This window comes from Bacillus sp. AFS031507, from assembly GCF_002584635.1.
Lineage (GTDB): Bacteria > Bacillota > Bacilli > Bacillales > Cytobacillaceae > Neobacillus.
This window is the reverse complement of the sequence record NZ_NUOW01000016.1, coordinates 45,874-67,814: the sequence shown is the minus strand read 5'-3', so window position 1 is coordinate 67,814 and position 21,941 is coordinate 45,874. Positions and strand designations below refer to the sequence as shown.

Genomic DNA, 21,941 nt, shown 5'->3' with positions numbered 1-21,941 from the left:
TCCTAGCCTGCTAATTAAAAGAAGAATAAAGCAGCTAAAGGCACCTTATTCTTCTTTTAATTAATTATTTTACTTTTTAGTTACCTCTTGCTTTTTTCCATTGTGCATTTAAATCATTCATTATAGAATCTAAACTAGTTTTGCCTGCCACCATCTGTTGACCTATGCCATTAACGTCAAATTTCATGGCATTCTTTACCTTGTTATACTTATCATCATAGAAAACAGTTACTGACTTAGCATCAACACCATCAAAGGCTTGAGCAAAGAACTGATCATTATAACTTACACCCTTCATTGTAGGCTTTATACTAAGAGTAGAAACAAGCTGAGTATAATAATCACCAAAGAACCATTCAAGGAATTCTTTTGCTTCCTTTTGATTTTTACTAGTTTTAGGAACTCCCCAGAAGAATTCAGTCATTGCAGTATTGTAGAATGGATCGCTAGTAGTATTCCTTGTTGGTAATAAGAAAACTCCTAAATTCTCATCCTTACCTCCATTTTGGTTATAATCACTCTTATACCAGGAGCCAGCTGCTAACATACCAGCTTTTCCCGCTACAAACATTGCTCTTTGCTGATCCCAACCATATCCTAATGGATCATCTCCAAAAACCTTAGCATCATATAATTTTTGAATCTTTGTATATGCATTGTAGAATGGCTGTCCTTTTGTAAAAGGCTCATCCTTAGTAGCCATCTTGTTGTAGTATTGTCCATCTCCTGCTTCAAGCATTGGCATATATTCATTAAGTGGATAATTTACCCAAGAATCCTTTAAGCCCAATGCAAGTGGTGTATATTTCTTACCATCTTTTATTGTTTGACAAACCTTTATAAACTCATCCCAAGTCTTAGGTATTTCTAAATTGTATTCTTTGAAAATGTTCTTGTTGTAAAAAACAAATTCATTAAATACTGCTTCTGGTAACCCTATTACATTTCCTTTAATCATAGTTTCCTTAGCATATAAATTGTTTTCAGTTGCCTTTAAATCATTTAGAGGTACCATAATATCCCCATAAAGTGAAAGATTTGCTTGTCTAATTGGGAATACATCTGGCAGCTGATTTGCTGTGCTTCTTATCTTCATTGTATTATCATATTCAGTTTTTCCAACTTTTTCCACTTCTATAGTTACATTTGGATGCACCTTTTTATAAGCATCTGCTATCTTTTTAGTTTCTGTCATATACTTATACTCGTCGTCTCCCCAAAGAGCCATTTTTAGTGTTACCTTTTTATCGCTAGCTGTTGATGCGCTCTTTGTATTTGAGCATCCTACAGCAAAGGTGCTTAGTAGTGTTGTTGCTACTAAAGCTAAGCTTAAATTTTTTAATAATTTCTTTTTAATCACTTTTTTTCCCCCTTCACACTTTATAGTTATATTTTAATTATTTTTACAATATCATTGAATGATATATATTAATGTTTTTTTGATTTATATTATCCTCTTGATTTAAACTAGCATAATTGATTAAAGGTAAGCCCGAATTATAAAAATAAGCGCACCTTTCCGGTACGCATCACAAATAGCAGTATATTCTGATTTTTTCAATCGAATACGGCTTACTTCATTTACTTGCTACATTCTGTCTGAATCTTTTTTGACCATTGATTCGCAGGTAACGCCTTCCAACTTATCTTAGGCAGAATAACCATCACAAACAATCGTTCCAGATTAGGGAAAAATAGCCCCCTAAGATTGAAAAAGACGACTCAAAATTCACATATGTGAATTTTTAAGTCGTCTTTTTGAGTTGTACGATAAAGAGCCCCTCTAAAAACCGTAGGTTTTTCAGTGCCCTCGCAAAAGTACAGGTGTTTTTATTACTAGGTTTAGATTTTAATATATCTTTTAAGTACCTTCTCAATAAAATAGGTGGAAACAAGCGCATAAAAGCTAACGAAAAATAATCCAAAGGAAAGCTTATATATGGTAAATAATATTAGTGCGATAAGGAGTGCTACAGAGGTAGTACTTATAACTATGTGTTTATAAGTTAATATAAGTGAATTCTTAAGTATATCAATAAGCTTCATATTAACCCTTGCTATTAAAGGGAATATAAAAACACTTATAAGTAGTATTTGAAAGATAATAAATAGTTGAAAGCCCTGAAGCCATAGATAAGCACTGCCCATTTTATTTAATTTAAATATGTTATAAATACTGAAAGATAAAATTATTGTTATAACTGCTCCTATAGGTAAAGCTTGCTTAAAATTTTCTTTGTATCCCTTAATAAAGTCACTATATATGTTATAGCTATTTTCTCTTACCTTTTTTCCATAAACATAATATAGTGCAGAAGTGGAAACTCCAATTGTCACTATTGGCAAGCTTCCTATAAACCATAATAAATTCAACATAAAGGTTTCATAAACTAATACACAAAACTTGTACAATGGTCCTTCAAAGCTAAATAATCCTTTCATTATTTTTCCTCCATTCACTTGGAACACCTCCCCATTCTGTCATTTTTATACTGCATAGGGCTAATGCCTACAAGTTTTTTAAAGGTCCTGCTGAAATGTTCAATGTTAGGATAACCGATTTTATCACATATCTCATATATCTTCATATCAGTTTTAGCTAAAAACTCCTTGGCCTTTTCTATCCTTATATTAGTTACATATGTAGTAAAGTTATACCCTGTTTCTTCTGTGAATATTTTACTGAAATATGCCTTACTAAAGCCTATAGATTTACTTACCAGATCTAGGGTAACTCTATCTCCATAATTATTATGAATAAAATCCTTTGCCTTTTTAATTGCCGCATTCTCCCTCTGGTTTATTTTTCTTAAAGAATTAATAACTCTTGTTAGAAGCATTAGTATCCATTCCTCAATTTCTAATTTAGTATCAAATTTTCTTACTTCGCTATAAAAATCCAAATCTTCCTCAATAATAGCTTCAAGATTATCTCCTTCATCCTTAATTATGTAGTAAATTACCATTAATACTATCTCTAAATAATAAATATAAAAGCTTTCAATTTCTCTTGCTCCGGATAGTTCATTCAACTGAAAAACCCTTTTCATCTCTTCTAAACACTTTTCTTCATCTAATCTATCTAACGCTTCTAAAAGCCCATTTTCCTTACTCATTTCTATAACTATTTGTTGAGTTATATTGTAATTCTTATTTTTCTTTATCTTATTTAACTCTTCTACATTCTCAGGATAAATATTTTTTCCCTTGCCATAAATAAATCTAAATCTAGCATTTTTCTGTGCTTCATCAATTAGTGAGCTTATCTTTGTAATATCGCTGCTAACCTCACTTATACCAATAGTTACTTCAATATTTAAGAAATTTAAAAGAGCATTTCTTATTTTATTTGAAATATCTGAAAGTTTTTCCTTTAAACAGTTAACATATGAATTGTCGAAGGCTAAAATAATCCCGTATTCTTCTGGAGACATTGGTAGAATTTCTCCCATATTTACTACTTCAAACAGTTGAATAACAGCATTTGTAACAGAACTCATAAGTTCCTTAAGATCATTATCCTCATACCTTTTTTTAACTATCTGAAAACTGTCAATAAGTAGAGAACAGCAAATATAATTTTCTCCTTTTAATCTTAGTGCACTATTCTCCAAATCCTTCTCAGTAAAATCTCCAGCAATTAATTTCCTAACAAGTTCATTTCTATTAACACTATGATTTTTACTACCTTTTTTTCTTTTTTCGTCCTCTAAAGCAGTCATAACCATTTTAAGAATTTTATCCGGTTCCATTTCTGTTTTTAAAATATAATCATTTATTCCGAGCTTAAAGGCACTTCTTACAAGTGTATAATCATCATAAGCACTTAACACTAAAAACTCAGTATTAATGCCAAGCCGTCTACTTTCCTCAATAAGCTCAATGCCATTCATAACTGGCATATTAATGTCTGTTATTACTATATCAACATCCCCTCTAGCTTTAATTATCTCTAAAGCTTTCTTTCCATTAGATGCCTCTAAAACCTCATCGAAACCATAATTATTCCAATCTATCAAGGACTTTAAAGCAAGTCTTACAATAGGCTCATCTTCAACTAAAAGCATTTTATACATATTTAGCTCTCCCTTTTCATTAGTATAGGAAGTATAAGTTTTACTTTTGTGAATTTATTCTTTTCACTTTCTATTTTTATTCCATACCCTTGTCCACAATTCAGTCTTATCCTGCTTTCAATATTTTTTATCCCAATATGATTAAAGCTTGTGTTGCTTTTTTCTTTACTTGTAAAAATTCTTTCAACTTCTTCTTCTGTGATCCCTCTACCATTGTCTTCAACTTCAAAGATAAGATTTTCCTCTGACACATATCCAGCTATAATGATATTTTTTTCTCCATCAATTTCATTTATTCCATGTACGATTGCATTCTCAACTATAGGCTGTAATATCAATTTTATAATATAAAGATTTCTTACTTCTTCCTCCACCTTAACCACTAAATTGAAATCATCTCCAAACCGAACCTTCATTATATCTGCATAATTATCAAGATATTCCAATTCTTCTCTTACAGTAATAAAGGTGGATTCACTTCTAAAGGTTGCAGATAAAAGCTTCATAAAGGAATCTGTTACCTTTCTAATGTTCTCTGCCTTTGAGATCATAGCCATTAATTTAATTACATTTAAGGTATTATAAATGAAGTGGGGATTTATTTGAGCTTGTAAGACCTTCATTTCTTCCTTAGAACGTTCTCTTTCCTTCAAATCCCTCTCTACCATAAGGTTCTTAATATCATTAATCATCTTATTATAGTTGCTTCCTAGCTCATTAATTTCTTCCAAATTAGTATTTATATTTGTGATTTCATCAAGCCTTCCATCTTTAATACCTTTCATTTTTTTTATAAGTTCTTTTATTGGCTTTAAAATATCTTTAAAGAAGGTTTTACAATATAAAATAAAAAACAAATTGAATACTACAAATATGGCAAATAGTATTTTCATAATGTTAGTTGTATCTTTTGTTAGTGCCTTATCGTCAATTATATTGATAACAGTCCATCCTGGCTTTTCTGAGGTGTATTTTGATATATACTTAGTGTCTTTTTTATAATTATATTTATAAAAATTATTGTCCTTATTGTTAATATCCTTAAGATATTCTACTTGAGAAACATTTTTTCCAAGCAAACTTTTATCCGGTGATATTACAATTTTCCCCTTAGGATCAGCGATAATCATTTTTCCTACAGAATCATTCGTAAATCTTGAATAGATAGAATTTAGTGCCTCTGTTTTAATTTCACAATATATAAACTCAGTAGCTGTATTGTACCAACTGTATTCTGGACTAATTCCAACTAAAAAATCAATTCCTTTAGCATTTACATCATCAGAACTATTAAAATTATTTATACTAAATACTTTGTCTTTATTTTTTATACTTTCCTTATACAATGAACTGTCTTTTACATCAGAATCATTTTTATATAGAGGGTCTTTATACTTAAATATCTGGCCATTCTTTGAAAAAAATACTATTGAATTTATCATCCCTTGATAGGCAAATAAATAATCAAGCTTTGATTCTATCTTTGTGGAAATTTCAATCTTTTTAACAGAATCCTTTTCCTCATACCAACTATTTACAAGGAGTAATAGTTCATTTTCATTTGAAACCTTTGCTACATTGAGGGATATCCGCCTTAACTCAAGCTCAATATCCATTGATAGCTGTTCCATATTTTGCTGAGTCTTTTCATTGTAGTGAGAAACCAAAACTCCTTCATAAAGCTTATTAATAACAACACTAGTGATAATAAAGGGTATAACTATAAATAAAATAAAGCTACTAATAAACTTTTTCGACATATTTTTACTATTTATCATAAAATTACCACCTCTTTTTAATAATAGTATAAAATGGCATATAATATTAATATTAAAGAGCATCTACGAAAAATGTAAATGCTCTTTATAAAGAATTATCTCATTATAGTTTTTCTTCTTCTGAATAAACCAATGCCTATAGTGCTGATGATTGGTCAAAGCCCAACTAACATATTAGTATCTGCAAAGGAGCCTGTCTTAGGAAGTATTGTCATATTTACAGTATTTTTCTTCGATACAAACTCATCAACAGCCTTCCTCAAAGCTACTATATGACATGAAAATAGCCAGCAAGTTTAATCGCTGGCTATTTTTATTCACGTAATCTAGCATTGAAAGAGAGAAAGTAGGTATTAGGATTAAATTTGCCATCCCCATTCCCTTTAATCAAACCTGCTTCTGCAGCTGTTACCACATATGGTTTTGCCCATATTGGAATCTGATCTGCATCATCAAACGCCAGTGTTAACTTTGTATTTACTTCAAGACCCAGCGCACGAACAATAATAACGACAAATTCACTTTTGGTTATTTCATGATTTGCACGGAATGTAGCATCTTCGTATCCCGTAATGAAACCAGCTTTAACAAGTGTTTGAATGAATGGCTGAACCCATAACTACTGCATTACTTCTGCTGACTGCTTGCGGTTGCAGTTTTCTTCAACGCAATTTTTGGATCTTCTTTTACTGTAATTTCTGCAACAGCTTTCTTGTCAGTACCTTCTATCACACCATTTTTAATAAACACATTTTCCTTGCTTATTTGATTATCAGAAATGCTGTCCCATGTAACAGATACAAAAGTCTTTGTATTATCACTTAATTTTACTTCAAGCATGCTTGGAGTATTGGTGTTTTACCAATTACTATACTTAATTTTACTTCAGGAATTTCAGTGATTGTAGTCCCTTGGATCTGTAACTATAACAATAGCCTGAGCTTTTATTTTAGTTCCTGTTACCCTACCCTTTACGCTGAATGATCCAACATTCTTATAGCTATCTTTAGCTATTTTATCCCAAGTTACAGGTACATTTATAACTGTACCATTTGATGTGAACATCTTCGCAGTTTCTGGCATAACAGGTGAAGTTCCTACTGTAGTGTAAACATTCATCACTTTTGCATCTACTATATCAACTTCTTCACTAGCCGTTACAGTTACAGTAGCTATAATAGCTGCAGCTTCAACGCCATTAATGTGTCCTACTACTTCAAATGATCCTTCTTCAGCATATTTTGAAGGGGCAATTGCTGGCCATTGAACTGGCAATTCCATTTCTGTGTTATTGCTCAATGTTGCCTTTACTGTTGAAGGCATTTCCGGGTGCATTCCCACTGATGTGCTGACCTCAACGGTATCTGGTCCAGTAATGGATGGAGCTTCTTGAGCAACTCTCATCTCAGCTACACTCGCCCAACCATTAATACCTTCTAACGCTGTTAACTTAACATGAGTTATTGGCTTTGAACTATCAATTGCTACTTGTTTTGTAGCAACTGTTCTTTCCCATGTTCCACTTGAAACAACTTTAGTAAAGTCTTCAGCACCTGCATACTTAACATATAGGTCATATTTTGTAATGAAGCCATTACCACTTGCTTCTCCTCTACTATTAGTCTCCTGTCTTGGAGTTACATCTAATCTGTTTCCATTGTAAGCTTTACCTAAATCAAGAGTAATGGATTGTGGTAATGTATCGCTTCCATCCCAAGCTGTGTGCCACAATGAACCTGTGTTTCCATCAAGAACATTTTCAGGGTTATCACCTTCTTGATAACCAGTTGCACTTGCTTTGATACCATCTACAGGAATAGCAGATAAGTCAACAGGTGCAATTGGCAGCGGTTCAATTGTAGCATCCTTTGCTTCCTTAACCACTAGATCATCAAGGATAAAGTCTCCTGCTGAACTTCCGGCCGTATTTCTTGCTCCGATCCAGAAATCTTCCGTACTTGCTGTAAATTTAACAGTGAACTGTGTAGGAACGGTTGCCTGTGGCATTGGTACATTCATCACTTCCTTAGTACCGTTACCAACAACGAAATTAACCTTCTTATCAAACTGACTTTCATATTTGAATGATACTTCGTAAGTTGTTCCTTTATCGAATCTTAAAGTCTGCGGTAATGTTCTCATGATGAGACCGCTACCAGTTTTATGGGACTTAATGGACCATTCGCCATTTAATACGTCATCAACTGCTTTTCCATTCCAACCTTTTTGAGTGTATGGAGCGTGTAATTCTGATAAATGAGTACGTGGATCACTTACTCCGTCAGCATCTGCTATAACAAATGGAGTCAAACCTTGGTCAACATTTTCAAAATCTTCAGCTAATACTACATCTGAAGATTGTGGAACAACTCTCTTTGTAGGTACAGAGCGTACATCGTCAAATGTTACAGTCGCTGTTCCTGGAGCTACTTGCAAGTATAATTTTGCAGTTTCCTGTCCTTCTGCTATATCAAATACTACTCTCATTCTCTGCATATTTGTGCTGTGCTTTGAGTCAGCTGAGATATAGTTTTTAAGCGGTGAACTTTCAGTATAGTTAGTTATGTTTGCTCCGCCGAAATTTTTAACACCAATAGTCGTTTTACGTTTTGCATTTCCTGCAGTGTTTGGATCGCTAGCATTTGTACGGTTTGGTGTATTGCCAACCTGAACATATATTGAAGTTGAGTATGTTCCTGGCTTCAATCCTGATAATTTAGTTTCTAATAAAGTCTCTTCATTGTTTTCTTTTACTACTAATTCATATTGTCCACGATTGTTACGTTCTACTGTTGCAGCACCGCTCTTTACTTTCCAGTGATCTAATGTTCCGCTGTTGAAGCTTGGATCCTTTGTAGGCATTCCAAATCCCCACTTCATATCTTCAGCAGTTACAGAAACATCACCTTTGTATACAACGTAAGCTTGTTTTGGTTCTGCTTCAATCGTGATTTTGCCATCAACTACGTTTAATACTTTTTTATCTTTCTTACCGGTATCTGTTAATGTGTATAACTTAACTGTTGATACATTGTTCCAGCTATTTGGAAGCTCCCAAGTCGATGATCCGCCAACTTCATTGTAGTGGTACAATTTCTCTTCAACTTTAGCCAATTCACTATCTGTCTTATCGGCATTTGGCGACCATGGCAGCAAATATTTGAGGTTTGAATACGTTACCTTATCATAAATGTTCCCTCCATCAGAAGCTTTCGTAATTGTTACATCTTCTTCTAGAAGCTTTTTACCATCTTTCGTAAATGTTCTTTTTCCATCATCTGTTCTCTGCGCAACAACATTTCCTTTAAATTCAACTCTCCCTACATTGTCTTTCACATCGTACTTCGTCATGGGGAAGCTTTGCAGATATTTGGTTGGTAGATTTGTTTTGAAGACAACATCGATCATTTCATCATAATTTACTCTACCCTGCCATCCTTCAGCATCAGTTGCCTCCGTGCCGCCGAGGATTGGGTGACGAACTATCCAAGTATCCTTCTGGTTATTTCTTATAAATCTTGCGATGTCACTGCTGTAGCCCTTTATGTTTTTTCCACCGTAATCATAATCAACTGACCAGTGATTCCAAACGGCTTCATCTTCTAATACATTTGGAAACTCAGTAGTAAGGGCCCATCCCAAAGAATTCACTTCTCTTGCAAATCTTCTTCCATTAAAGCCCTGTTCATACCATGCATCAGCATAAATAAAGTCAAGTGTTGGTGCATCGTCCTTTAACATCTGTAATCGTTTCATTCGGTTGCCAGTATAAACTTCTCTACGGTAGGTTGGATCATCAAAGTCATAGGATTGGTCAATCCAGTCCCAACCAGGTTTATTTAAATTCACCAATTGATCATCGAAAGCCTTTGCTTCCGGGTGAGCACCTGTGCCGCTAATATGTACACCCATGAAAGCATTATAGCTCTGTGCTTTTCTTACAAGTGTATCCATATCCTTCTGTCCGCCCTGACGTACACCTATATGTCCGCCGTAATCCGGATGTGCCGAGTCATGACCTTCTGCTTGGTAACCCTTTAGTTCCACAAACTGTCCAAGCCCATCAGTTGATAAATATATTCTTTTTGTTTCATCTAATGTCTTTAAGAATGGGTTTGTTGCCTGGCTACCAAAGTTCATTGGTATACGGTGAACAACAAGTTCGGACATTCTGTCGCTGCCAACAGGATTGTTCATAATATTACGGTAAGCAATAGCTGCATCCTGCCAGTCCATTTGATCATCACCATTTGCATCTTCTGTGATCACTACTTTAGCGTGTGGTAATGGCTCCGTTATATCATCAGGCATTTCATTTCCACGATATACCCATGAAGCACTCCACAAAGCTGTTCGAGAATAACCCGTTTTCTCTGTAGTCTGCTTAACAATACGGTGGTTGTCATTGTCTGCATCTTTATTTGTATCACCAAATGCATTGGACCAAACACTTGCTGCCAATTCATCATTGTTAATGAACGCGTACATATAGTTTTTTGGTGTACTATCTACCGTAGGAGTACCTGATACAGGTTGATACACATCACCTTTTTTATAAACAGCGTTTTCCATTCTGGAACCGGCAAATTCTGCGCCCGCTTCTGTACTTCTTACCGATGCCAAGCTATGGTTTGGAATTTCAATGGTGTGTATTCTCTTTGTACCATTTCCCTCCACTTTTGTTACTTCAAAATCAAGTGTATTCTCTTTTACTGTTATGGATAGAAATATTACTACATTTAACTCATCAACGGTTAGAACATAGTCAGCTTTATTATCTGCTGCTTCTGTGTAGGTTACTTTCGGTACATAGTCTGTTCCGTTAATTCTTATTGTGTTTAATACATCTTCTGAGCCATTTAATACTTTGCTGTTTAACTCATACTTTATTACTCTTGGAAAATTCTTGTCTACCTCAACTTTCATTTGATTTGATGCTATTATTCCATCATAAGCTGCAGCATCTGCAGCATCTGCAGTTCCTGAAAATGCTGGAATTGTAATGCTAATCATCTGTGCAGAAGCTACCACAATTGCTAAGTTTTTAATTATCTTTGACAGTGACATGATTTACCTCCTCTAGGTTTAATCGATTTCTTCTCAATTGCTTTTAATTAATCTTTAGTTTAACTTAAGCTGTAGAAACAACATTTTTACCTAGAAAAGAAATATTAAAAGCAAATACTTGTGTAAACATTAATAATGATAAAAAACAACTAATTGTTTTTTTATAAACTTTTAAATTTCCCCTTTTCTTCATACACTTTCCCTCTCTCTTATTAATAATTTCATGAAACCCCATAAACCTCCCTTAATAATCAAAATATGTGTTATGTTGCAAATTTCCAGCTAATTTAATATTAGAACAAATTAAGTTAATACTTAATGATATATTTTATCTAAATTTTGACTATTCTTTGTTTTTTTGATAGTCGGATAATTTTAGCCTACATGGAGTTCACTGATTGCTGCAGTAGACCATGTTATAGGTATTAACAGACAAATTTTGTATATAGTATGGCTTAATACCACACCCCATCATGCCTTATTTTGAATAACTGATTTAATAAATTGTCTAACTCTTGACTACATTGAATGGTTTTGGAATGCAGAAATCCATACCGCTTATTAATATCAAATAATTCATTTCTCTTTTCCTCTATCTCTTTTGTTACCTGTTTTAATAAAGTATCCATCCCTTTACTCTCCATTCAAATAACTCTCCAGTAAGAATTCTATCTTGATGTGACTGCCGAAATTAACGGCCCTAACCACCTTTGTATGCATCCTTTAAATCAGGGTGATTATAGTCAATCCCAGTATCAAGAACAGCTACTTTTACGCCTTCTCCGGTAATGCCTTCCTTATGTAACTTGTCAATCTTAAAATAAGGAATACTCTCAACAGAAGTTGTGATTTCTCTATCAACATCTGTTGGAAGATCTTGCTTAATAGGATCAACCGTATTTTTCTTAAAATTCTGAATTTTCAACCCTGACCATGCCTCTTTTTTAGAGTAATATTATCCGTATGTCCAAGAGTTAGAGATTCATTGCAATTGCTCTTAAGTTATTGCACCAGAACCTGTTCCACCTGTCATAACGTTACCTCCCCACTAATAACGGTGTAATATCACTACTAAAAGAATATCGTTCGGCTTTGTTACTCCATAGTAGAAATGCTATTCCAAATTTTTTGGATTACATTAATAAAAGATTGAATTGTTACTACGTTTTCTTTTTCCTTCAACGTAATGATAGAGGTTTTTACTTTTACCTTGTTCTCAGTAACTAGGATCGGGACTAAATCACCATTGCTAATTTCTTTTTTTATGCAGCCACTGAATCCCAACCCTACCCCGATTTTATTCAATACGGCCTTTTTGATACCATCTAAACTTCCAAATTCTATTACGTTTTGTGATGAGAGATTCGTTTGCCTCAAATATTTACTCATCATCGTTTCAAAATATCCGTCAGCTTGATATTTAATTAAAGGAAATTTCGTCAGTAATTGGTCTTCCGGGTATCTAGCATATAAATCTTTAGAAACCACTAGAACCATGTCGTCCTCTGCAATCACGATGTTTGTAATTCCATTTTTATATAGCTCGCCCGAAATAATCCCTATATCGTATTTGTTTGATTCTATCCCTTTTATAATTTCATCCCTTTTACAGGAAAATAACTTAATCTGTACATGAGGATATAGCTTCAGGTACTCAGAAATGACATAAGGAAAATAATTCGTACAATAGCTTTCACTAGCGGCAATCGTTACAATGCCAGACGAATTTGAAAGTTCGGCGAATGATGATTCAATCTCCTCTACTATGGAAAAAAGCTGATCCGTGTATATTTTAAGGATTTCACCTTCAGGCGTCAAAAAGGTCTTCTTTCCTTTTCGTATAAATAGCTCCTGTTTCAATTCTTGTTCAAGCGTCTGAATTTGTGCAGTTACAGCAGGTTGAGAGAAGTTTAACTTTTGCGCAGCATTTGTAAAATTTAAGTACTCTGCTACGAATTTGAACGTTTTCAGATGTCTTAATTCCATAATAGTTGCTCTCCATACTATCAAATTTTTTGGACTGGTGCATATTAGTATAGTGCTGAATATCAATAAAATAATGTTATGGTTACCATAATGTCTTTTGATTTTACATTAAAATCCCCTTCATTAGTATTTTGGGAATGTTATTACAATCTTGTACTGTTTGTATCACTTTGGGCGGTTTGTAATATTTAGCTAATAATAGAGTTACAACAAGACCAACGCCTCCAATATTATAAAACATAACGCGCCAGCCCCAAGTATCTACTTTTAAACCAGTAAAGTATAAAGTGAGAGCCGACCCTATTAACTGAGCAACAAATAAAATTGACTTCGCTCTTGCATGAACTTCTCTTTTGAAAATTTCTGTAATAGCTACACCAAAAAAAGGGTGTTTAAATTGACAATCCTCAATTTTAACACCCTCCATTTGAGTGGCTTTTTATAATAATTAATCGTTAAATTCGATAACTGCTCTTCCTACATTTACACAATTGCAATCATGGAAAGAATCAAATGCTTGATTAATATCTTCTAATGCAATCCTATCTAACACGAGCTCGTCTAATTTGAACTTTCCATCTAAATACATTTGAGCAATGATGGGGAAATCACGGAATGGCTTCGCATTACCGTAAAAGCTTCCTTTCAATACTTTTCCAACTCGATGGAATCCTCCAGCTGGAATATTTAACGTTTTTTCAGGATTAAATGCGCCCACGACGACGACAGTTCCACCTTTTCTAGTACTCTTCCATGCACTTTCAGTGGCAACTGTATGACCTGAACAATCAATCGCATAATGAACACCAACACCATTTGTCAGTTCTTTTAGTGCTGCTTCTACATCCACTTCAGCTGAATTGATTGTATGAGTTGCGCCAAACTGTTTGGCAATTTCCAAATTAGCAGGTTTTACGTCACAAGCAATAATTTTAGAAGCACCAGCGATTCGCGCTCCTTGAATCGCATTTACGCCCACTCCGCCAATGCCGAAGATCGCTACGGTAGAGCCAGGTGTAACACCTGCCGCATTCACTGCTGCCCCATAGCCTGTTGCTACTCCGCATCCAATCAAGGACGCTTGTGCCAAAGGCATTTCATCTGGCAGCTTTATACAGGACATTTCCGGAACAACGGCATACTCTGCAAAAGTGGATAATAAAGAATTGTGATAGACTTTTTCTCCATTTTGACTCAATCTGGTAGTACCATCTAACAGCGTTCCTTCAAACATTGGACCAAATGCAGATTCGCATAAGTGAACCTCCCCGGTCACACAAAACTCACATGTCCCGCAATATGGAACCCAGCTTAAAGCAACTTTATCGCCTATTTTGACGTTCGTCACATTTGCCCCAACGGCTTCGACAATTCCCGCTCCCTCATGGCCAAGAATCGTTGGTGTCGGTGTAGTCGGATCATTTAAAGAGTTTAAATCACTGTGGCATACACCTGTTGCTTTAATTTTCACTAGCACTTCATTCGCTTTTGGTTCACTAAGTTCTACTTGTTGAATCGATAAAGGTTCGCCGATTTCAGTCATTACTGCTGCGTTCATGTTCATTGTCATTTCCCTCTTTTCCCTCTTTTTAGTAATTTTTTAATATGCAAACCAAATGGCTTTTGATTTTGTAAATGCTTGTAATGAATGAATCGCATACTCTTTGCCCCAGCCGCTTTGCTTTAATCCTCCAAATGGACTGGCAAAATCATAGCATCCATATCGATTGACGAAGACCATACCCGCCTCAAGCTGATTGGCTACCCGATGAGCACGGGAAGTATCACCGGTCCAAAGCCCTGCTCCAAGACCATAAATCGTATCGTTGGCCATCTTGATTACTTCTTCTTCTGTATCAAATGGGATGATGCATAGAACAGGCCCAAAAATCTCTTCCTGTGCAATTTTCATGTTATTATCCACATCGGCAAAAATAGTCGGTTCGACAAAATAGCCTTTCGCATTGTCACCCGTTGTGTCCCGTTTTCCACCGGCGACGATGCGTGCACCTTGATTTTTACCGCTCTCAATGTAATTTAAGATGGATTCCATATGCTGCTTGGATACCTGTGCCCCTTGATCACTGGCAGGATCAAACGGATCACCGCACTTATAATTTTTCGCGTACTCCGCTATTTTCTCGACCACTTCATCATAGATTTCACGTTGCGCAAATAACCGGGTCGGTGCTGAACATTTTTCACCCTTATGGGTAAATAATCCGTAAAAAGAACGCTCAATTGCGGCATCTAAATTTGAGAAATCGCTAAAAATAATGTTCGGTGACTTACCGCCCAGTTCTAATGTGACTGGTTTTAAATTGCTATCAGCTGAGTCTCGGATTAATTGTTTTCCGACATGTGTACTGCCTGTGAATGATAGCTTATCAATGTCCATATGACGACTAATATAAGAGCCAACCGTACCATCACCAAGGACTAGGTTAATAACACCCTTTGGCAATACTCCAGCTTCGTCAATGATTTCGAATAATCGAATAGCGGAAAAAGAAGTTTTATCAGCTGGCTTTAAAATGACCGTGTTCCCCATCGCTAATGCAGGTGCGAGTTTTAAAACAGCCATCTGAATCGGAAAGTTAAATGGCACAATTTGGCCACATACACCGATCGGGTCCCTTGTTGTGACACTTAAGAAATTGCCTTCTACTGGATTGTTTTCGCCGTAATATTTATCTGTCCAGCCTGCGTAATATTCGAATAAGTCTGCTGCTTCTTGCACATCATCGTTGTACGCTTCTTTATATAATTTTCCGTTATCAAGAGCTTCTAATGTGGAAAGCTCCGCATGATGTTCATGGATAAGTGCGCTAATTTTCCTTAAAGCCTTTCCTCTATCCTTGCGGCTCATCTCTTTCCATGGACCCTGTGTAAAAGCAATCCTTGCTGCTTGGATAGCCGCATCTACATCCAGCTCTTCCGCACAATGGAAATTCCCGATAACTTCTCCATTCGCTGGATTGATAGAATCGATTACTTTATCTCCAGAATTGCTTATCCATTCGCCATTGATATAGAGACTTTTCGTTGTATTAAGCCATTCATGAGCCCACTGTAATTTGGGCTGTTTAATGCCTTCAAAATGCTTGGTTTCTAGGGTCACGATCCATACCTCCATTATTCTAGTAAGTTTTTGATAGATTCACGATCATGTTCTTTCATTAATTTTGAAACGGCCGAATAACCCAATCGCTCCTTCAATTCCACGACAATCGGAATCAAGGTGTTTGATAGTGATTCACATCTTTCTTCATTCGGCGCTATATCCTTTAAGCATTGTTCTGTAAAGGAATGAGCAGAGTTCGTCAGCATGTGTAATCCATTTAAGATATTGGCACCTGCTAAACCTTCAAATACATTTAAGTCAAGTTCACCATGTTCCAATGCAGCTTGAACTGCCCGGTCACACCCAAGGACTTGAAAACAGCTTTGTATCATTGTTTCAGGGATAACCGGATTCACTTTTCCTGGAAAAAAAGAAGAACCTGCCTGAACGGATGGCAATGTAATTTCAGAAAACCCGGCTTCGGGCCCTGATGAAAGTAATCTTAAATCCTTCGCCACTTTGATGAGTGATGTTGCTAATAAGCTCAATTGATTTGACACATGTGCTAAGTCATCGATGTTTTGTGCAGCATCAAATAAATTATCACGTAAGGTCACATTCATATTCGATACTTCACGGAGCTTCTTCATGATCACTGCTTTATATTTTTCAGGTGCCCCAACGCCATTTCCAATAACCGTCCCACCAAGGTTAACGGTCTGTAACGAAAGGATTGCTTCTTTTAATGAACGGTGACGCCTTTTCAATAAAGATGCATATCCACTGAAAACTTCACCAAGCTGTACCCTCATTGCATCCTGTAAACAGGTCCTGGAGATTGTCGTAACACCCATAAACTCTTGTGATTTTTTCTCAAGGGCATCTTGCATCTTGATCAAATGTCGGTCCAATCGATCAAAACAACGGACAATCGCCAGACGGATAGCTGTATGGCATACATCCGAAGTGGATTGGGAAGCATTTACATGGTCTACAGGATGAACAGGCATGTATGTGCCTGTAGAACCTCCCAAATTTTGATTCGCTAAATTGGCTAATACTTCATTCACATTCATATTGGTACCAATGCCGCCGCCGCCATGCAGAATATCGACAATGAACTGGTCCTGGTAATTCCCTTGTATTAATTGATCACAAGCCTTTAAAATAGCGATTCCAATAGAATCATCGAAAACATTGGCTTCCAGATTCGCCAATGCTGCCGCTTTTTTCACTCTTGCTAAAGACACTATATATTCGGGATAATTTTTTAATGGCTGGCCCGAAAAAGAAAGATTTTGTACCGTTCTCATGGTTTGGATTCCGTATAATGCGGATTGAGGAATATTAATTTTGCCGAAGTGGTCAGCTTCTGTCCGTGTTCCTAACTTGTTTTCCTGGCTAATTGAAATCCCTCCCACCATACTTTTTAAGGCAAAATGCGACATAATCTCCATAGCCTCTATTCCATGAAGACCATGTTCATCATAATGTTCGTATTACGAACATCAAGTTCACATAAAGAACATATGGTTATTATACGATCGAAAAAAATAGGAATCAATACAATTTTCAAAATTTTTTCAGAAAGGGTGAATTGACATTTAATGATTTGATTACGTTATAATAAAAACATGGAAAATAATAATCAAATCACATCAAAACAATCGATAAATAAAGATAATTCTTCTGTACAAGCCGTTGACCGTGCGTTGATGCTCCTAAAGCTGATTGGGGAAAGTGCGACACCCATTTCGGTGGGCGATCTGGCCAAACAAGCGGATTTGAACCGTACCACAGCTTGGCGTTTGATCGGAAGTCTCGAAAATCAAGGATTTGTTGAAAAAGACCCTGTATCAAAGGGGTATCAACTCGGATATGCCATTCATATTTTGAGTACGCAAACTGGTGATCCATATGGGTCACTCAAACGAAGGGCCTACCGGACATTGGAAGAATTAAAAGGAGAAATCGGTGAAACTGTCCTGCTTAGTGTTCCGAAGTATGACGGAACACTCACGATTGATCAAATAGACACCGATCATAGTGTAAGATTAAGAGACTATTCCAATACGATTTCACCTTTACATTGCACATCTAACGGAAAAATATGGTTAAGCTTGCTGTCCGAGAAGGAGTTGGATATTTTTTTAGAGCAGCCGCTTAAATCGTATTCCAAGTATACAATTACAGATCCCGAAGAACTGCGTAAGGAACTGCTTAATATCCGTGTTCAAAAGGTGGGAACAGCGATTGGCGAACTAGATGAAAGTGAAAATGCGATTTCAGCTCCTATCTTCGATAAGAAGAAGAATTTAGTCGCATTTGTTACGGTCGGCGGCCCAAGTTTCCGCCTGCCAGAGGAAGCCACTTTGGCATTACGTAATCGAATGCTGGAAGCAGCAAAAAAGATCGAAGAACAGTTAGACTAATCTAAAAAAACATTTGGATAAAAAAAACAGGATACCATTTTACGATGCTATCCTCTTTTTTTTGTGTGTAATCGATTCTACAACAAATTTAAAAAATAGTTTGACAATAACTAAAATAATAGATGATAATTAAACAACATTCACATAATGGACAATAAGTTCACAATAAGAACAATCCTTGTGTCACCCAAAATGAAATCGCTTTCCTCTATAAGCAGTTTCATACATGTAGATTAGGCTATAAGTATCCTTAAGACGGAACAAATTATGGAGGAGGTTTTACTTTGGAAAATTTAAAGATGGTAAGTACCAATAATAGAAATACAATTAAGTTAGATGACGCTCCCTTAAACAAATTTCATATCAAAATTGCGGGTCTGACATTCGGTGCTCATTTCACTGACGGATATATTTTAGGAATTATCGGATTTGCCCTTTCATTACTGACACCTCAAATGCATTTATCCCCTTTCTGGGTCGGGCTGATTGGAAGTTCTGCTCTCATTGGTCTTTTCCTTGGCAGCCTCGTTTTAGGATGGGTATCTGATTATGTAGGCAGGCAGAAGATATTTGTATTCAGTTTTATCGTCATAACGGCTGCATCTGTTTTACAGTTTTTTGTTACCAGCCCTTTAGAGCTTGCCTTATGCAGAATTTTGATTGGTATCGGGCTTGGCGGCGATTACAGCGTTGGACATACGATGCTAGCTGAATTTTCGCCTCGTAAACATCGCGGAGTATTATTAGGGTCATTTAGCGTCATCTGGACGTTTGGTTATGTAGCAGCAAACTTGATTGGAATATTATTCACTGATTCTTCTCCTGATGCTTGGCGCTGGATGTTGGCCTCATCAGCCATTCCAGCTGTCATTATATTATTCGCCCGAATGGGTACACCTGAGTCACCTAGATGGCTCATTAATAAAGGGCGAAAAGAAGAGGCTCTTGCCATTGTCCAAAAACATGTCGGTCCAAATATCATTCTTGATGATGAAGCACCAATGCAAGTAAAAAACAGTTTTGCCACATTATTTAGTAAGGAATTAAGAAAACGTACTGCATTCAATTGTATATTCTTTGTTTGCCTCGTTATCCCTTATTTCACTATTTACACGTTCCTGCCTGATATTTTGAAAGCAATCGGACTAAGCGAAGGGTTTGGAACAGATTTACTATTAAATGGACTTCTTATCGTTGGTGCCCTTTTAGGTATTTGGTTCACGATTAAATTTTCTCGGAGAGGATTTTTGATCAATTCTTTTATCGTATTGATCATTACACTCGCTCTTCTTAGCTTTTTACCTAGCGGTGCCAAAGTACCGATGATTCTTTCTTTTGCGGTCTTTACTCTGATTATGTCGGCTGTTAGTAATCTAGTTGGTGTGTTTCCTGCTGAAAGTTTCCCGACCGAAATTCGTTCTTCTGGTGTCGGACTTGCAACGGCTGTAAGTCGATTTGGTTCGGCGATTGGTACATTCTTGCTTCCAATAGGGATTGCCAATATAGGGGTACAATCTACCATGCTTTTAATCACCGGCGTACTTGTTATCGGAGCTGTCGTATCCTACGCGTGGGCTCCAGAAACGAAGTCACTATCGCTTAGTGAAGCAAGTCATACTAAAAATAAGAAATAAAAGGTCTTTCGTTAAGTAAAAGGTTTATTAACGAAATGAATCAAGAGATAAAAAGAAGCCAAGCTCAAAAGCCTGGCTTCTTTTTATGTTTATAATTCTCGTATTCTAAGAGTAGACAAGAATTCAGCTTATCCTGTAGCGGTTGCTTTTTAAAAAACCACCCCTGAAGTACTTTGGTTCGTAACTGACAATAAAAGCTTTCGGGTCTGCTAATAATATATCTTGATATAACCGGGATTGCAGCTTTCTGGCGATTATAATGGTAAGTATGAACCTCTCACCTTCCAACCCCTCAGCCAGCCAGCCTGTTACACCGTAGCCTTTTTGACGAAGCCCTGCAGCCATATCTGCATTATTTCCATTTGTAGTAACCTGAACAGTGACGAATCCAAGTGCCAGCCATTCTTCGATTTTTATTCCTATAAGTATACCGATTCCATAACTTAAACAATAAACTAAAAGGTTTATGGGTTTATCCAGGTTATCAAGGACAAGCTTAAGTCCAATCACATAAATCATTATATCGATACAACTTACAACCGCAGCAACATATCGGTAGCCCTTTACTGTCAGGATCATGCGAATGGTTAATAACGAGACATAACAAATCTGCAGTAAAAAGATTGTGCATATTGTCAATAACATATTTTCCACCCGATATTTTCTGTTATAAGATAAGAATCTCCCTGCAAATTCAGATTTAACCTGTATTCACTGGAAGATTCTTTGTTTCTCGATTATTCACCTATTAAACGATGACGGTCGAACTTTCACCAACATAAAAATGTTTAATTTCATATTTTTTCAATGCATCTTCATCTAATTCAATACCTAGACCAGGTTTTTCAGGAGCAACTAAATAGCCCTCAGAATCGATCATTAAGTGTTCTTTTTGGATATAGTCACGACGGTCGGTGGACCATGCCGGCGGGTCATACGGGAACTCCAAGTACGGACAATGACTAACGGCTGCTGCAAGATGCAGGTTTGCAAGTAACCCGATTCCGTTTGACCAGGTATGCGGACTAAACCATGCGCCGCTTCCCTGTACAAGCTCAGCAATTTTCTTCACTTGTGTAATTCCCCCTGACAGGGCAACATCTGGTTGGTATACGTCAAGAGCATTCACTTTATTCATTTCTCTAAAATCGTACCAGTTACGATTCATTTCTCCACCTGCAATACGGATTCCAGTCATGTCACGCAATTTTGCCATTAATTCAAATTGGTGTGATGGGAGGGGCTCCTCAAGCCAGAAAACATTTAACTGTTCCAGCTCTTTCGCTACTTGGAACGCCATTTTCAAATCCCATGTACGTTCAACGTCCCATGGCATCTTCCATCCCTGGTTAGCATCGACCATAATCTCAAGTTTATCGCCAACGGCTTTTCTTACAGCTTCAACGACTTTTATATCATCCTTTACATCTTCGTGATGAAAACGAATTTTCATCGCCTTAAATCCTTGATCCACAAATCGTAGTGCACGCTCAGCTCGTTCTTCAGGAGTTACGATTTCACCAGTTGATGCGTAAGCAAGAATTTTATTCGATTTGCCACCTAGTAATTTATACACAGGCTGCCCTGTCGCTTTCCCCATTAAATCCCAAAGGGCTAAATCAAGTGGCCAGCAGCGGCCATAATGGAAGTTGATATTGTCTATAACCTGTGCATGTCGTTCAATAGCAAACGGATCTTGCCCAATAAATAAATTCTCATGACCTTCTAATCCCATTAACAAATCGCCCGAGCCAACTCCTGTGATGCCTTCATCTGTATGAACGTAAACGACAGTTGAAGCAAAGTTCTTCCTTGGCTGAGGGTCCCATGCCGCTTTGAATGGCGGCTCCAGTGGTTTTAAATACTGTTTAATTTCAATGGAAGTAATCTTCATTTTTATGTGC

18 protein-coding genes and 1 pseudogene are annotated in these 21,941 nt (G+C 36.4%); 2 read left to right on the top strand and 17 right to left on the bottom strand.

What is annotated here, in order from left to right:
- Nucleotides 1–76: 76 nt before the first annotated feature.
- The 15 genes and pseudogenes from COE25_RS17170 to COE25_RS17105 form a co-directional block, all read right to left on the bottom strand.
- Nucleotides 77–1,360, bottom strand: a complete 1,284-nt coding sequence (locus COE25_RS17170) for an ABC transporter substrate-binding protein (protein ID WP_098933448.1) — start codon at nucleotides 1,358–1,360, stop codon at nucleotides 77–79.
- A gap of 482 nt (nucleotides 1,361–1,842) precedes the next feature.
- Complete coding sequence (locus COE25_RS17165) at nucleotides 1,843–2,460, bottom strand: YesL family protein (protein WP_098933447.1); 618 nt, start codon at nucleotides 2,458–2,460, stop codon at nucleotides 1,843–1,845.
- Nucleotides 2,457–4,076 carry a response regulator gene (locus COE25_RS17160; RefSeq protein ID WP_098933446.1) on the bottom strand — a complete coding sequence of 540 codons (1,620 nt, stop codon included), beginning with the start codon at nucleotides 4,074–4,076 and terminating at the stop codon, nucleotides 2,457–2,459. The genes COE25_RS17165 and COE25_RS17160 overlap by 4 nt, the downstream gene beginning before the upstream one ends.
- A 2-nt stretch (nucleotides 4,077–4,078) precedes the next feature.
- Nucleotides 4,079–5,854, bottom strand: a complete 1,776-nt coding sequence (locus COE25_RS17155) for a sensor histidine kinase (protein ID WP_180247525.1) — start codon at nucleotides 5,852–5,854, stop codon at nucleotides 4,079–4,081.
- A gap of 313 nt (nucleotides 5,855–6,167) precedes the next feature.
- The gene (locus tag COE25_RS32290; protein WP_373605362.1) at nucleotides 6,168–6,386 is read right to left on the bottom strand and encodes an S-layer homology domain-containing protein; all 219 of its coding nucleotides are present in this window, start codon (nucleotides 6,384–6,386) and stop codon (nucleotides 6,168–6,170) included.
- A pseudogene (locus COE25_RS32285) lies at nucleotides 6,381–6,458 on the bottom strand (S-layer homology domain-containing protein); the annotation flags it as partial. The gene COE25_RS32290 and the pseudogene COE25_RS32285, both read right to left, overlap by 6 nt.
- 23 nt (nucleotides 6,459–6,481) lie before the next feature.
- A complete protein-coding gene (locus COE25_RS17145; RefSeq protein WP_098933444.1) occupies nucleotides 6,482–6,694 on the bottom strand; it encodes an Ig-like domain-containing protein in 213 nt (70 codons plus the stop codon).
- Nucleotides 6,695–6,748: 54 nt separating this feature from the next.
- Entirely contained in the window at nucleotides 6,749–10,921 is a 4,173-nt protein-coding gene (locus COE25_RS17140; protein ID WP_256358552.1) for an endo-alpha-N-acetylgalactosaminidase family protein, read from the bottom strand.
- 455 nt (nucleotides 10,922–11,376) lie between these two features.
- Nucleotides 11,377–11,565: an aspartyl-phosphate phosphatase Spo0E family protein gene (locus COE25_RS17135; RefSeq protein WP_088091058.1), complete on the bottom strand. Its 189-nt coding sequence runs from the start codon at nucleotides 11,563–11,565 to the stop codon at nucleotides 11,377–11,379.
- 56 nt (nucleotides 11,566–11,621) lie between these two features.
- Nucleotides 11,622–11,846: a S8 family serine peptidase gene (locus tag COE25_RS17130; RefSeq protein ID WP_098933443.1), complete on the bottom strand. Its 225-nt coding sequence runs from the start codon at nucleotides 11,844–11,846 to the stop codon at nucleotides 11,622–11,624.
- Nucleotides 11,847–12,016: 170 nt separating this feature from the next.
- Nucleotides 12,017–12,907: a LysR family transcriptional regulator gene (locus COE25_RS17125; RefSeq protein WP_098933442.1), complete on the bottom strand. Its 891-nt coding sequence runs from the start codon at nucleotides 12,905–12,907 to the stop codon at nucleotides 12,017–12,019.
- 103 nt (nucleotides 12,908–13,010) lie between these two features.
- Nucleotides 13,011–13,334: an MFS transporter gene (locus tag COE25_RS17120; protein WP_098933441.1), complete on the bottom strand. Its 324-nt coding sequence runs from the start codon at nucleotides 13,332–13,334 to the stop codon at nucleotides 13,011–13,013.
- A gap of 21 nt (nucleotides 13,335–13,355) precedes the next feature.
- Nucleotides 13,356–14,471, bottom strand: coding sequence for a Zn-dependent alcohol dehydrogenase (locus COE25_RS17115; protein ID WP_098933440.1), 1,116 nt, complete (start codon nucleotides 14,469–14,471; stop codon nucleotides 13,356–13,358).
- 36 nt (nucleotides 14,472–14,507) lie between these two features.
- Nucleotides 14,508–16,028 carry an aldehyde dehydrogenase family protein gene (locus COE25_RS17110; RefSeq protein WP_257208865.1) on the bottom strand — a complete coding sequence of 507 codons (1,521 nt, stop codon included), beginning with the start codon at nucleotides 16,026–16,028 and terminating at the stop codon, nucleotides 14,508–14,510.
- Nucleotides 16,029–16,042: 14 nt separating this feature from the next.
- Nucleotides 16,043–17,428 carry a lyase family protein gene (locus tag COE25_RS17105; protein ID WP_257208864.1) on the bottom strand — a complete coding sequence of 462 codons (1,386 nt, stop codon included), beginning with the start codon at nucleotides 17,426–17,428 and terminating at the stop codon, nucleotides 16,043–16,045.
- Nucleotides 17,429–17,605: 177 nt separating this feature from the next.
- Between COE25_RS17105 and COE25_RS17100 the strand changes: the two genes are divergently transcribed.
- Nucleotides 17,606–18,403 carry an IclR family transcriptional regulator gene (locus COE25_RS17100; protein WP_098933439.1) on the top strand — a complete coding sequence of 266 codons (798 nt, stop codon included), beginning with the start codon at nucleotides 17,606–17,608 and terminating at the stop codon, nucleotides 18,401–18,403.
- Nucleotides 18,404–18,687: 284 nt separating this feature from the next.
- Complete coding sequence (locus tag COE25_RS17095; protein ID WP_257208863.1) at nucleotides 18,688–20,037, top strand: MFS transporter; 1,350 nt, start codon at nucleotides 18,688–18,690, stop codon at nucleotides 20,035–20,037.
- Nucleotides 20,038–20,160: 123 nt separating this feature from the next.
- Here the strand turns inward: COE25_RS17095 and COE25_RS17090 are convergent, their stop codons facing one another.
- Together COE25_RS17090 and COE25_RS17085 are read right to left on the bottom strand one after the other, a co-directional pair.
- The gene (locus COE25_RS17090; protein WP_098933438.1) at nucleotides 20,161–20,682 is read right to left on the bottom strand and encodes a DUF2179 domain-containing protein; all 522 of its coding nucleotides are present in this window, start codon (nucleotides 20,680–20,682) and stop codon (nucleotides 20,161–20,163) included.
- A 103-nt stretch (nucleotides 20,683–20,785) separates the two neighbouring features.
- Complete coding sequence (locus COE25_RS17085) at nucleotides 20,786–21,931, bottom strand: mandelate racemase/muconate lactonizing enzyme family protein (RefSeq protein ID WP_098933437.1); 1,146 nt, start codon at nucleotides 21,929–21,931, stop codon at nucleotides 20,786–20,788.
- Nucleotides 21,932–21,941 lie beyond the last annotated feature (10 nt).

Coding starts and splice junctions, on each gene's coding strand:
- COE25_RS17100 (WP_098933439.1), top strand. CDS start 17,606: ATGGAAAATAATAATCAAATCACATCAAAACAATCGATAAATAAAGAT.
- COE25_RS17155 (WP_180247525.1), bottom strand. CDS start 5,854: ATGATAAATAGTAAAAATATGTCGAAAAAGTTTATTAGTAGCTTTATT.
- COE25_RS17135 (WP_088091058.1), bottom strand. CDS start 11,565: ATGGAGAGTAAAGGGATGGATACTTTATTAAAACAGGTAACAAAAGAG.
- COE25_RS17105 (WP_257208864.1), bottom strand. CDS start 17,428: ATGGAGATTATGTCGCATTTTGCCTTAAAAAGTATGGTGGGAGGGATT.
- COE25_RS17120 (WP_098933441.1), bottom strand. CDS start 13,334: ATGGAGGGTGTTAAAATTGAGGATTGTCAATTTAAACACCCTTTTTTT.
- COE25_RS17140 (WP_256358552.1), bottom strand. CDS start 10,921: ATGTCACTGTCAAAGATAATTAAAAACTTAGCAATTGTGGTAGCTTCT.
- COE25_RS17125 (WP_098933442.1), bottom strand. CDS start 12,907: ATGGAATTAAGACATCTGAAAACGTTCAAATTCGTAGCAGAGTACTTA.
- COE25_RS17145 (WP_098933444.1), bottom strand. CDS start 6,694: ATGCTTGAAGTAAAATTAAGTGATAATACAAAGACTTTTGTATCTGTT.
- COE25_RS17085 (WP_098933437.1), bottom strand. CDS start 21,931: ATGAAGATTACTTCCATTGAAATTAAACAGTATTTAAAACCACTGGAG.
- COE25_RS17115 (WP_098933440.1), bottom strand. CDS start 14,471: ATGAACATGAACGCAGCAGTAATGACTGAAATCGGCGAACCTTTATCG.
- COE25_RS17160 (WP_098933446.1), bottom strand. CDS start 4,076: ATGTATAAAATGCTTTTAGTTGAAGATGAGCCTATTGTAAGACTTGCT.
- COE25_RS17090 (WP_098933438.1), bottom strand. CDS start 20,682: ATGTTATTGACAATATGCACAATCTTTTTACTGCAGATTTGTTATGTC.